Annotated in this window: 8 protein-coding genes, 1 tRNA gene and 1 pseudogene; 4 read left to right on the forward strand and 6 right to left on the reverse strand. The window is 52.2% G+C overall.

The annotated features are described in order from the left end of the window. Nucleotides 1-80: 80 nt before the first annotated feature. The 3 genes from ACQ0PY_RS04025 to ACQ0PY_RS04035 form a co-directional block, all read right to left on the reverse strand. A complete protein-coding gene (locus tag ACQ0PY_RS04025; RefSeq protein ID WP_104445701.1) occupies nucleotides 81-1,148 on the reverse strand; it encodes a nucleotidyl transferase AbiEii/AbiGii toxin family protein in 1,068 nt (355 codons plus the stop codon). After that, the gene (locus tag ACQ0PY_RS04030) at nucleotides 1,148-1,765 is read right to left on the reverse strand and encodes a DUF6088 family protein (RefSeq protein ID WP_034940173.1); all 618 of its coding nucleotides are present in this window, start codon (nucleotides 1,763-1,765) and stop codon (nucleotides 1,148-1,150) included. The genes ACQ0PY_RS04025 and ACQ0PY_RS04030 overlap by 1 nt, the downstream gene beginning before the upstream one ends. A 154-nt stretch (nucleotides 1,766-1,919) precedes the next feature. Continuing rightward, nucleotides 1,920-3,893 carry an ATP-dependent nuclease gene (locus tag ACQ0PY_RS04035; RefSeq protein ID WP_231912846.1) on the reverse strand — a complete coding sequence of 658 codons (1,974 nt, stop codon included), beginning with the start codon at nucleotides 3,891-3,893 and terminating at the stop codon, nucleotides 1,920-1,922. Nucleotides 3,894-4,331: 438 nt separating this feature from the next. Between ACQ0PY_RS04035 and ACQ0PY_RS04040 the strand changes: the two genes are divergently transcribed. From ACQ0PY_RS04040 to ACQ0PY_RS04050, 3 genes and pseudogenes are all read left to right on the forward strand, one after another. Next, nucleotides 4,332-4,793, forward strand: coding sequence for a hypothetical protein (locus ACQ0PY_RS04040; RefSeq protein ID WP_104445699.1), 462 nt, complete (start codon nucleotides 4,332-4,334; stop codon nucleotides 4,791-4,793). Next, the gene (locus ACQ0PY_RS04045) at nucleotides 4,790-5,011 is read left to right on the forward strand and encodes a helix-turn-helix domain-containing protein (protein ID WP_109739834.1); all 222 of its coding nucleotides are present in this window, start codon (nucleotides 4,790-4,792) and stop codon (nucleotides 5,009-5,011) included. Before ACQ0PY_RS04040 ends, ACQ0PY_RS04045 begins: the two co-directional genes overlap by 4 nt. Before the next feature lie 860 nt (nucleotides 5,012-5,871). Beyond that, a pseudogene (locus tag ACQ0PY_RS04050) lies at nucleotides 5,872-6,743 on the forward strand (integrase domain-containing protein). A gap of 688 nt (nucleotides 6,744-7,431) precedes the next feature. Here ACQ0PY_RS04050 and ACQ0PY_RS04055 read toward each other — a convergent pair. From ACQ0PY_RS04055 to ACQ0PY_RS04065, 3 genes are all read right to left on the reverse strand, one after another. Next, on the reverse strand, nucleotides 7,432-8,691 hold the full coding sequence (locus ACQ0PY_RS04055) for a tyrosine-type recombinase/integrase (RefSeq protein WP_109739836.1): 1,260 nt from the start codon (nucleotides 8,689-8,691) through the stop codon (nucleotides 7,432-7,434). A 159-nt stretch (nucleotides 8,692-8,850) separates the two neighbouring features. Continuing rightward, nucleotides 8,851-8,926 (reverse strand) — tRNA-Phe (locus ACQ0PY_RS04060). A 105-nt stretch (nucleotides 8,927-9,031) separates the two neighbouring features. Continuing rightward, nucleotides 9,032-9,739, reverse strand: coding sequence for a DUF554 domain-containing protein (locus ACQ0PY_RS04065; RefSeq protein ID WP_042998075.1), 708 nt, complete (start codon nucleotides 9,737-9,739; stop codon nucleotides 9,032-9,034). A gap of 427 nt (nucleotides 9,740-10,166) precedes the next feature. On the opposite strand from ACQ0PY_RS04065, the gene ACQ0PY_RS04070 reads away from it, so the two are divergent. After that, a complete protein-coding gene (locus tag ACQ0PY_RS04070; RefSeq protein WP_109739850.1) occupies nucleotides 10,167-12,302 on the forward strand; it encodes an ornithine decarboxylase in 2,136 nt (711 codons plus the stop codon). Nucleotides 12,303-12,315 lie beyond the last annotated feature (13 nt).

The raw sequence follows: 12,315 nt of genomic DNA on the forward strand, positions 1-12,315 counted from the left end.
GGGCTGGAGTACAAGCATAAAAACCCTGTTATTCAAAAGGATTATGCCATATGGCTAGGGGATCAATTGGCAGGGCCAGGTTATACCTGTGAATCACACATAAAACGATTGATTTCATCTTGTGCATGACGAAGACGATCGGCAATGTCAGCAAATCTGTCAGGCTCACTAAAGAACATTCCCCCTTCCACTGCCGTTTGATGATCCCCGGCGATCGCGGCGAACCGTTCAGCATCGTCAGGCAACAGTTGCAAGTTTCCGACAATCACCTGAGTAAAATCCACACCCGGTACAGACCAGCGACGTTGCTTCATCTCGACCACATTGCGCATGGCTTCTAGCGTTTCATAGGGGCTGGCAAAATGATTACTCAGCAGACAATCCACATCATACCAATGGCGTGCCAGTCGGGCCGAATTTGGCGCTTTGGTTTGCGTGCAGAACTGGTGCAGCGCCGTCAGCTTTTCCCAAAGAATATAACCGGTGTCATAAGCGTTTACGGTCGCGGCGGGTAACAGAAGTGCATCCATTCCAGCAATCCCGGACAGATAGCTCACAACAGGCATCTGATCGGTTGGCTTGCCACGATTTCGTCCGCCAAATTCCAACAGAATATGATCGCGCTGATAGGCCATACTGTCTTCTTTCACCCGTGGGAAATAGATATCGACTTTTTCGCCACCGCTGTCGGGTTCCATTTTTGCTTCAAGGCCCGGAATTTCATAAGCCTGAAAGCGTTGGTTTAACCGTTCTGCCAGCGCGTTTGTCCATTCTGTTAAGCGCTCTTGCTGCTGCTCTCTGAACCGGCGATTCTGGCTGTTATTTAGCGTGCTTTGCTCCCACGCCTGCTGTTCTTCCTCTTCTGAGTGACCTGCCAGATCGGCCCAGTGAACAGAAAGATCGATATCTTCAGAAAAACGCTCAATCACGTTCCAGCATTTGCTTAACGCTGTTCCACCTTTAAACGCGACAGATAAATCTCCCAGCAGATCCTCATTAAAAAGCAGCCGAAGGATCTCCGTTACCCAGAGATCCTTTTCCAGAAAGCTGGCTCCCAGCCCGGAGGGATGCTGCTGCGCCGCGTAAGAGAGGATTTCCTGAAGCTCACGGCGTTGCGATGCGCTCCGGTAGTAATCAAAAATGTCCATCAGAGCGCCTTTTGCAACGTTATCAGCTGTGAGCGCCATGCGTGAAGCGCAGGCTCATTCATTAACTTTCCGGCAATCTGTCGGGCTTTAGCGGGCGGGATGCTCAGCCGATGAAAAGCATTCTTCAGCGTTTCCGGCGGGGTATATTCCTGCTCCAGACTCAGCAAACCGCGCATTAGCTCTCCTTCAGGCCGGTTCAGCCAACGTAATCGGCTTGCTGATTTATGCTGGATCCGTACCAACTCATTACCGACACGGAACTCTCGCGTAGGGCCGTTTGACCAGTAGATGCGTTTAACCGGCGCCTGCGTTTGTAGCCCTAACCGGTAAGCGGCTTCCAGTCCCTGAAGGGTGATTTTGTAACCGCGCTCTTTTGCCCATGCTGCGGCAACGGCATTGGCGCTGGCGACAACGTTTACGGATGGCAGATTTTTCAATGGTTTTGGCCGGGAGTAAAAACCGCGTTCAACCCGGACCAGCAGGCCTTCTTTGACCAGACGACTCATTGCCTGTTGTACTGACGCACGACTTCCCAGCGAGTAAAATCCGCTGATGGAAAAGGGGATGCCCCGCTTCATGCGGTGAACCCGCTGGCGGGCCAGAGCGGCAACAGACATTGATTCTCCTGTACTGACGTTTAATACCAATGTAATTTTATTTTAGACCATATCTATCAAGGTATACAAGCATATTGATGTCAGCAAAAACATGTCTACATTAGTATAATTAATGACAGAGTCGCTATGAAGAACGACCCTGTCGGTTTCTGTATCAGACCTCAGCGTTTAGTGGTTCCGCATTGCGTCTGAATCTGGGATCCTCTTGTTTACCGTGCTGCTCTGCCCAGCTAATAACCTGCTCCAGCAATTGTTGCATGTAGTGACTGGTATCTCTGACTGTTTCAAAAGGGGAGTGCTGTTCGGAAGAAATAAGTGCGGTCAATAAATCCTGAACACCAGTAGCCAGGCCTTCGTCCTGAGTGATTTGCAGATAAGCATTTAGTGGCTTATCTTTCGACGCTTCGTCTCCATCCAGAAAACGTTCAAAATCAGGCACACTGACGCGGTGGCGAACCGTAAGTCCTTCACTTCTGGCCTGTCGGATGGCATTTTTGATTTTTTCGTTTTCTGTCCACATACCATTTCTATTTCCTTTTGAGTTCAGCGGAGAATCGGCGTCATGCACCAGACTGAAATCAATTTTGAAATGCGTAAGTACTTTTATCAGCGGCACCAGTATGGCTTTTCCCCGAGCGCGGATGATAGCAACCTGATCCATTAGCGCATGATTGCGTTCTATGATGGACGCCATAAATGCAGCATGTTCCGTATCGCCTTCAACCAGTACAGGGTGTGAACCAAAAAAGACCTCAGAAAAGCTGGGATCGATATGCTGTAACGCTTGAAGCCTTTGTTTATCATCGCCTTCAAATTCAATCAGATCTGAGCGATAGGTTCTCGGCGTTACCGGGGACTGGTCATCATCTCTTTCCCGGTCTAAACGCACAATAGTGGTGTGGTCTTCAAACGGATTGATAAAATAAGGCGAATGGGTAGTCAGAATGACCTGCCAGTCCGGGTTTTTTGCCAGTTGGTATAAATGACGCTGAGCTGCTCGGGCAGCCATAGGGTGTAAAGCATTTTCTGGTTCATCGATTAATAGCAGGTAGCCGGGAAAGGCAGGATCTTCCGGGCTGTCCGGGATTGGTGCGCCACTGTCGTGGGCATCCAGTAACGCTTTGGCCTGTGCTAAATACTCTGCCAGCTGTTCCGGATCATCTTTTTTGGTGGGTTTCGCTACTTTTTTCGAAAGCTCGGTAATATCTTTTTCAAGGCGTTTGCGATAGTCGCCGCGTACCTCTTTATCGCGATTAAGCTCATTATGGACCTGAAGCATTGCCCAGAATAACGCTCTGCGAGCCCCTGTTCCCTGCTGAACCAAATCGGTATCAGCTCTTCCATCCGAAATTCTTAAACTCGAACCATTTTTAATAAGTTCGTCAACTTTTGGAACAAGCGGTGCCGCACACACGTTAAGGCTAACATCCAGTCGGGGAAAAATACTTTTGAATCCCGTCGAGATCTTACCCGCAATACCATTGAAATGTTCCTGATGCTGCTCGCTGAGAGCATTCATACTGGAGGAAACACTCTCAATCGCTTTTGCCAGATCGGATTTTGGATTACTCCGGGCTTTTTCCAGTTCTGTGAACAGAGGTGACAGAGCAAGTTTAAGTAACAGTTCTTCTGTTTTCGCTGCATCTTCAAGTGAACCAATCCGTAGCGGTCTGGGAAGCCGGGAACCAAATACCGGATCGGCACCGCCTGCTTTGCCATCCTCCGCCCAGCAGCCCTGTCCATCGTCTCCGTTCGGAGCCCAGGTAGTACGGACTTTCTGAAAATCAGGTGCGCACCATTGCCAGCGGCTTTTTACAACAAGAAGTCCATCTCTTTCCTGTTTCCATTTTTCATCAACGTTGCCAATGCCTCGAGGAATATGTACTTCGAGAAGTACTTCAGAAGGCTGATCCGGTTGAGCGTGTTGGTGTCGATCATGCGCGGGATCAAATGGCACGCTTCCTTTGGCTAACTCATAGGCTCTGAGAACAGTAGACTTACCGGCATTGTTTTTTCCTACCAGACAAACAATATTATCAAGCGCAATATCGATACCTTCATTTCCTATACATCCAATGTTGCGGATGGTCATACGAAGCAGCTTCGAACGGTTTTCTACAGACATCATTTACTCCGGGATTATTAACATGCAAAGGCGGTTTATGTTAATAACGAATTGAGAAGCATAATTTGATGCCACGCTAATTTATTGATAATTATCTATTTTGAGATGGCCGTACAATTTAAAGACAGTTTTTTCTATTTGCGATCTGTCTTCCATAACCTCGCTTGCTGTTAACCGCTAATCGCGGTATCTTTTATCCGTACCTGCAAATTCAGGTGCCGGGCTTGACCTCCTGAAAACTGTTACAGGCGACATACGACGCGCCCGCGTCTTTTTTTATGTCGTGCGCACGGCTACACCTCTATGGCGGGCCGGGCGGGGGCGTCGCAAGACGCGCCGGTTCCCTGTAACGCCGGTAAGGTCAACCCCGTCCGGTTCTGCCACCCGTGAGATTGACCTCTCCGGTGGCGGAAATATAAAACGTTACAGGAGGCTGCCACTATGGCTACGATCCCCACTCAAACACACCCGTTACTTTCCGTTCCCTTCAACGCCGCCACGGATTTCACCGTACTGGCCAGCCACTGCGAAAACTTCGCCGACACCCTCATTGAAAGCGATGATCCGGCGCTACGGCTGGCGCTTTACGGACGGCTTGCCGCCTGTCTTGCGCTGCTGCGTCCCACGCTGAACGAGCCCATTCCGCCCCACTTGATAGAAAGCCTGACCACCGATACCCTTCCCGCCAGCTCCACCTGCTTTGAACCCGGTTCCGAATTACTTTGTGACTACTCACTCACGCTGGCGCAGCTTCTGACGGGGCGGGCGTTACTGCCGAAAATGGAACAGACGCTGACAGGATTATTGTGTGAGCTGGTCTGGTGCTTTGCCGCTGAACTTAAGGCTCCGCGCTGGATACGTACCACCGATGGCGTGAAGTTTATCGAGGAGGTGACAGCATGATGCAGCAGGACTGGTACTCCGCCGACATTATCGCCGGGCTGAGAAAACGGGGCACTTCGCTGGCGGCGCTGTCCCGTCAGGCCGGGCTGGCGTCCTCCACGCTGGCAAACGCGCTGATAAGGCAGTGGCCCAAAGGTGAGAGATTGATCGCCGAAGCGTTAGATATTGCACCAGAGCAAATCTGGCCTTCCCGCTACCGCAAGCCTGAAAATGGCTAAATCGTCTCTCCCGATCTTCTGATGGCTTTGCTGTCAGAAGATCGGGAGATGACAAGCGAAGCGCGGCAGTCCAGACTCGCAAAAATCCTTTTTAACGCAAAAACAGTTTTTCCTTTCTGCACCATCGGTACTGGCATAGTCTCCCTCCTGCTCCATGCTGTCGTTGACAGCGTCCAACGCTTCGCAACCTGAAAGAAGCGCCTGTTATCAGGACGGTTGAGCCGTTTACCGGTGCAGACCTCTGCAAACACCGGGTCGCAGAGCATCGCGACGGAGGCCTGAGTTTTAACACGATACATCCTTTACTGCGCCAGTCTGCTGGTCTGAATCTGTACCGCGCCGGAATTTTCCCGGCTAACCTGTATCTGCTGACACCCTCAGCGCCTTTTGCTTCACGGCCTGCGGCCTGCATTGCCGACAGGCTTTGCTGCCGTGTGACCGTAAAACTGCACCAGACGATAAATTTTCAGACGTTGCACCAGACCCGTGCGTCACTTTAACCGCGCAGAGCGGGAAAGTGACGCACGCAGCCCTTTCGACCTGCACCAGACAACTCAACTGCGCCAGCTTATGGCTGGATTCTGACTCCGCCTTTTCAGGCCATTTTACGCATAAGGAGAACATGAACCAATACCGGAGGCGGATCTGGACGATCCGGGGGATAACCCGCGCAAGCGGGCGGCTGCTCTGAGAGCACAACCGAAGCCCCACCACACCTCAACGGCTGCCGCCCCGGCGCTCAGGTATCGTTCGCAGCCCCGACAAAAAAACAGGGGCTATCGGCCAGTGCGCCGGGGAAAGCTGTATCAGTGTTGGATTTTTGGGGAATGAGTTTGCGGCATTCATGAAAAGGGGAATGTATGGGAATACTGGAGCAGGAAATGAAACGGCTTGCGCAGCAGGCAGGCGGTAGCCACAAGACCGTTCACGATCGCATTAAGCTGGCGCAGCGGTTCTGTGAACGTCTGGTACTGGCGCAGAATGTGCAGATCCGCCGGTTGGAGCAGCTTAAGGCGCGACATATAGAAGGTTATATCCGTGAACGGCTGGCGCAGGGCATTACAAAGCGTTCCCTGCAAAATGAGATGGCAGCGGTGCGCTGCATTCTGAAACAGGCGGGGCGTGACAGGCTGGCGCAGAGTGAGCGGCTGAACAACCGTTCTCTTGGTCTGTCTGGCGCATCCCGCAACGGTACGAAGCTGGCTATCACGTCGGAGCACTATCGTGACGTGCTGGAGACGGCCCGCGTAAAAGATCCGGGGCTGGCGGCAGCGCTGGAACTCTCAAGGCTGATGGGATTACGTTCGCAGGAGGCGGTGCAGAGTGTACAGTCGCTGAAAACGTGGCAGCAGGCGCTGGATCGTGGTGACACTCGCTTAACCGCAAAGGCGGGCGACCCCGTGAGACGATTATTCTTGATGCTGTCGCTGTCAGGAAAGCGCTGGATAATGCGCTGGCCGTGGCAGAAGATCGCCACGGCAGGCTGATAGATAAGCCGGACCTGAAAAGCGCGATGAAATACTGGCACAGTCAGGCGTCACGTTTCGGATTAACTGGCACATATTCCCCGCACTCGTTGCGCTATGCGTGGGCGCAGGATGCGATCCGTCATTATCTGGCGCAGGGATTTTGTGATAAAGAAGCGCTGGCGATGACGGCGATAGATTTGGGCCACGGCGACGGGCGCGGGCGGTATGTGGCGCAGGTTTACGGGCGAAGGGATACTGACTGATAGCCGCTACCTTGAAAAGATCGAGTTATTCATCGGTTTTCGTGCAAAATTATTTGCCCCCAAATAATTTGGGGTGATTTCCTATTAATCTCTGGGGTATTAATCGGTTTTCGTACAAAAAATTTTGGGGCCAAAATTTTTTGTACGCTTTCCTATCAATACTGACAGGAACAATAATTATTAACTATTAAATTTATGACTGTTCATGATAAATCAATTGGTTATGCTTTGGCGGTCGATTTTTGATAGGCATCACATTATAAAATATCCTTTATTCATCGTTATCCACCGAAAAAATTTCTACGTAGAAATTTTTTGTACGGTTTCCTCTTAATAACGGTGCTTACGAACGGTGTAGCCTATTAATAGGCTTCTGGTGCAGCATTACGGTATTTTTCTGATGATTGCGCCAGCAAAAGGAAAAAGGCTAGATAAAGGTAAAGGGGGGTTAAGGGTAACAGCGCCAGACCGGAAAAGGCCAAAGGGCTAAAAGGGCCTTAACACTGGCGCAGTTTGATGCTTATCCGATAATATCTGGCGCAGTCCTGACACAGGCAGGCGACGGCGGACTGGTGCAGGTAAACGATGACACTGAACTGGTGCAGACAAAATCTTTCGATACAAAAAGCAGATCCGGATTCAATCAGGATCTGCTTTTTCATTATAAACAAATTATATTGTCGCTGGGTCAGGCCGCCTTGTGCCGCCGCGCATAAATATACGGCGCAACGTAGCCCTCGCGGCTCACGTCCAGATAATCCGACCACCACTGCATCATCTCCATACGCGCTTCCAGATGCTCCGCCTTATGCACATACGCCGCCCGCACGCCGTTGCGCTCCTTGTGGCTCATCTGGCGTTCGATGGCATCCTTCGACCACAGCGCGGACTCGTTCAGCGCGCTACAGGCCATCGTTCTGAAACCATGACCGCACACTTCGGTTTTAGTGTCATAGCCAATCACGCGCAGCGCCTTGTTGATGGTGTTTTCACTCATCGGCTTGTTCATCGAGTGCGCACCTGCAAACACGAAAACGGAATCTCCGGTAATTTCCTTTATCTGCTCCAGCAGGGCGACAGCCTGCGCGGATAACGGCACCAGATGCTCATCCTTCATCTTTGCGCCACGCGATGAAAATCTCACGCCCTTAACCGCTTCCCGCTGTGCAGGCACCGTCCAGATATGGGCTTTCAGGTTGAACTCATCCCAGCGGGCGAGGCGCAGCTCACTGGAGCGCAGGAAAACGTGCAGATTCAGCTCCAGCGCCAGACGGGTCAGTTCCCGCCCCTTGTAGCCATTAATCTTGTCCAGCAACTCCGGCAGGCGTTTCAGGGGCAGGGCGGGGTGATGTTGGGTCACAACCGGGGTCACGACGCCATCCAGATCGTAAGCCGGATTATATTTAATCGTTCCCTGCTGTACGGCGTGACGCATGATTTTGGTCAGATGCTGGCGCACCCGCCCGGCAACGTCATGCACGCCTTTATCATCGATAGTCTTAACCAGTTGCGCCAGATGGCGGGTTTCAACCTCTGCAATGTCCATTGCGCCAATATCAGGAAAGACGTAGCGCTTCAGGCAGGTGAGGATTTTATCGGCGTGGTCAGCCGACCAGAGTTTCAGGCAACTGGTGTGCCATGCAGTGGCGATGTACTGAAAGGTGTGAGTGCCGTCAACGGCGGCTTTTTCCGCCTTGCGGGGCAGGGAAGGGCAAATGCCTGATACCAGCAGCTTACGCGCCGCATCGCGCTTTTCGCGGGCTTCTGCCAGCGTAACCTGCGGATAGGGGCCAAAGGCCAGACGGTTTTCCTTACCTTCAAAACGGTAGCGGAAATACCATAGCTTAGAGCCACTGGTGGATACCGTCAGGTACAGACCTTGTGCATCAGTGAGCTTATAGGATTTTGCGAGGGGTTTCGCGGCGCGGATCTTGCTGTCAGTCAACATGAGGGTCTCTCCGTTCATCGAACTGAATGAACCCTCAATCTGACCCCTAATTTTCCGGATACGTAGGGATAAATCAAAACGCATCTGGAAAGATTTTTACGCTAACTTATTGAATTACATACATATGGGAATTCATAGGGAAGCATAAAAAAGGAAAGGTGGTGCCCGGACTCGGAATCGAACCAAGGACACGGGGATTTTCAATCCCCTGCTCTACCGACTGAGCTATCCGGGCAACGGGGCGCATTAAAACCGATCCGCCTCGTTTCGTCAACGAAATTTCTTCAATTCAACGCAGACTGCACAATCTATCACCACTTTGCTGTTATTGCACGCATTCTCAAGCGAAATACGCGGTCCAGGCGGCGGAAAGCGGCATGGCGAGGAGCAGCGCCGGGAGCATATTGACCACGGCAAACATCTTAATCCCGCAGATGCGTAAACCAGTGGCGACCAGCAATAACCCCCCGACCGAACTGAAATCGGCCATCATTGCGGGGGTGGTGAGCGGCAATATCAGCGCCGCGCAGGTCGCCAGTGAAAACTGGATGAGCAGCATCGGAGCCGCGATAGCCGACACGGCGATACCCAGAGAGCAGGCGAAGATCATGGCGGTAAAGAAATCGAGGAAGGATTTAGCAATCAGGATGCTCGGATCGCCGGTCATTCCTTCGCGCATAGCCCCAAAAATCCCCGTACCGCTGGCGCAGAAAAGGACAATGATGGCGACATAATTCTGGATAAACGATTCATGGGGCTGCTTTTTACCCGATCGCATAAAGAGTGTCTGCGCTTTGGCGACGGCGGTGTTGATCCCCTTTTCCAGATAGCAAAACTCACCAATTAGTGCGCCGACCAGCGTTGCCAGCACCATAACCGGAAGATTGGCGCATTTGACCACCAGTAAGATACCAATGCCAAGTGACGCGAGACCGAAAATAGAGGTCATGGAGACACGAATCCGTTCCGGCAAACGTTGGCTAAGAAGGGCGCCAATAACACCACCCACCAAAACGGCGCTGGCGTTAATAAAAGGTCCAATTACCACGTAAGCTCCTGCTCATTATGTTGTCAAAGTGCATTATTATGACCTCGTTCTCATTTACAGTGTTGTTTAACCGCAACAAGTGTGCATAAGAATTAAATCTTGCCCCTCCTGGTTAAAGGTGCCATGATTGCGCGAATTTTCTCCAGTCTGTTCGGGGCCGCATGGGATGAACGCAACACCTTCACATCGCCTTTCGCATCGCCGGTTAGCGCGATGGCTGCCCCTTCTCGTTATTCCTTCCCTCTTACTCACCATGCGGTGAGGGCAACGTATGCTCACTGCAGGACAACAGTAAAATCAGAAACGGTCTGCTTTTACTGATGTCTGGCGGTCGGAGCTGGTGACCAGTTTGACCTAAACATCTCGTGGGGCAGGGCAATGAGCCTTGTCCGGGACTCTTATTCTCCCGAAACGGGTTTTTGCGCTTATGAAATCAATGAACATTGCCGCCAGTAGTGAACTGGTTTCTTGTTTATCTACTCATCGCGGCGTTGTGGCGCTGGACAGTACCGACTTTACCGATGTCGCTGCCGTCGTCATGACCGTTACCGATAGCCGTAGCGGCATTCTTGCGTTACTCAAACGCACGGGCTTTCATCTGCCGGTCTTTATTCTCACCGAAGAGAACATAGCTCTACCCGCAGGCGCGACCGCCGTTATTCGCGGTACTGCGCAGGAGTGGCTGGAGCTGGAATCTGCCGCCAGCCTGTATGAGGAAGACCTTCTGCCGCCGTTTTACGACACGCTGACGCAGTATGTGGAAATGAAAAACAGCACGTTCGCCTGTCCGGGACATCAGCACGGCGCATTCTTTAAAAAGCACCCAGCCGGGCGTCATTTCTATGAATTCTTTGGTGAAAATGTTTTTCGTGCCGACATGTGCAATGCCGACGTGAAATTGGGGGATTTGCTGATTCACGAGGGGTCAGCCAAAGATGCGCAAAAGTTTGCCGCCAAAGTCTTCCATGCCGATAAAACCTATTTTGTCCTGAACGGCACGTCAGCGGCGAATAAAGTGGTCACCAATGCGCTGCTGACGCGGGGTGATCTGGTGCTGTTCGATCGCAACAACCACAAATCGAATCACCACGGTGCGCTTATTCAGGCGGGGGCGACTCCGGTATATCTGGAGGCTGCCCGTAACCCGTTTGGTTTTATCGGTGGGATCGATGAACACTGCTTTGATGAAGCGTATCTGCGCGAACAGATCCGCGACATAGCCGCAGAAAAGGCAGAGTTGCCGCGTCCCTTCAGGCTGGCAATCATCCAGTTGGGAACCTACGACGGCACGATCTACAATGCCCGTCAGGTGATCGACAAAATCGGTCATCTTTGTGACTACATTCTGTTTGACTCTGCCTGGGTCGGCTATGAGCAGTTTATCCCAATGATGGCCGACGGCTCGCCGCTGCTGCTGGAGCTGAATGAAAACGATCCGGGTATTTTCGTCACCCAGTCGGTGCATAAACAGCAGGCCGGGTTCTCACAGACCTCGCAGATCCACAAGAAAGATAATCACATTCGTGGCCAGGCGCGTTTCTGTCCGCATAAGCGGCTGAACAATGCGTTCATGCTGCACGCTTCAACCAGTCCGTTCTACCCGCTGTTTGCCGCGCTGGATGTCAATGCCAAAATCCACGAAGGGGAGAGTGGTCGACGTCTGTGGGCAGAGTGCGTGACGCTGGGGATTGAGGCGCGTAAGGCTATCCTGACCCATTGTAAGCTGCTTGTGCCGTTCATTCCGCCAGTTGTGGAGGGTAAGGCGTGGCAGTCGTATCCCACCGAGGTGATTGCCCGCGAGCGGCGTTTCTTCAGCTTTGCGCCGGGAGCGAAATGGCACGGCTTCGAAGGGTATGCCGACGATCAGTATTTTGTCGATCCGTGCAAGCTGCTGCTCACCACGCCGGGTATTGATGCGCAGACCGGACGTTATACTGATTTTGGTATTCCGGCCACCATTCTGGCCCATTACCTGCGTGAAAACGGTATTGTGCCGGAGAAGTGCGATCTCAACTCGATTCTGTTCCTGCTGACGCCCGCCGAGAGTCCCGAAAAAATGGCGCATTTAACGGCGATGCTGGCACAGTTCGAACAGCATATCGAAGACGACACGCCGCTTGCACAGGTGCTTCCGACTATCTTCAATAAATATCCGGTGCGCTATCGCGACTACACCCTGCGCGAACTGTGTCAGGAGATGCACGATCTGTATGTCAGTTTTGACGTGAAGGATCTGCAAAAAGCGATGTTCCGTCAGGAGAGTTTCCCGACGGTGGCGCTGAACCCACAGGATGCCCACAGCGCCTTTATTCGTGGTGATGTTGAACTGGTGCGCATTCGTGATGCCGAAGGCCGTATCGCGGCGGAAGGGGCGCTGCCGTATCCTCCGGGCGTGCTGTGCGTAGTGCCGGGCGAAGTCTGGGGCGGTGCGGTACAGCGTTATTTCCTGGCGCTGGAAGAGGGGGTGAATATGCTGCCTGGGTTCTCGCCGGAGTTGCAGGGCGTTTATAGTGAAACCGATGCCGATGGCATTAAACGGTTATACGGATATGTGTTGAAATAATCGAAAGAGAATG

Source organism: Citrobacter sp. LST-B2 (assembly GCF_057983045.1).

Excerpts from the sequence above, each read along its gene's own strand:
- ACQ0PY_RS04035 (WP_231912846.1), bottom strand. The coding sequence starts at position 3,893 with ATGATGTCTGTAGAAAACCGTTCGAAGCTGCTTCGTATGACCATCCGC.
- ACQ0PY_RS04040 (WP_104445699.1), top strand. The coding sequence starts at position 4,332 with ATGGCTACGATCCCCACTCAAACACACCCGTTACTTTCCGTTCCCTTC.
- ACQ0PY_RS04030 (WP_034940173.1), bottom strand. The coding sequence starts at position 1,765 with ATGTCTGTTGCCGCTCTGGCCCGCCAGCGGGTTCACCGCATGAAGCGG.
- ACQ0PY_RS04070 (WP_109739850.1), top strand. The coding sequence starts at position 10,167 with ATGAAATCAATGAACATTGCCGCCAGTAGTGAACTGGTTTCTTGTTTA.
- ACQ0PY_RS04025 (WP_104445701.1), bottom strand. The coding sequence starts at position 1,148 with ATGGACATTTTTGATTACTACCGGAGCGCATCGCAACGCCGTGAGCTT.
- ACQ0PY_RS04055 (WP_109739836.1), bottom strand. The coding sequence starts at position 8,691 with ATGTTGACTGACAGCAAGATCCGCGCCGCGAAACCCCTCGCAAAATCC.
- ACQ0PY_RS04045 (WP_109739834.1), top strand. The coding sequence starts at position 4,790 with ATGATGCAGCAGGACTGGTACTCCGCCGACATTATCGCCGGGCTGAGA.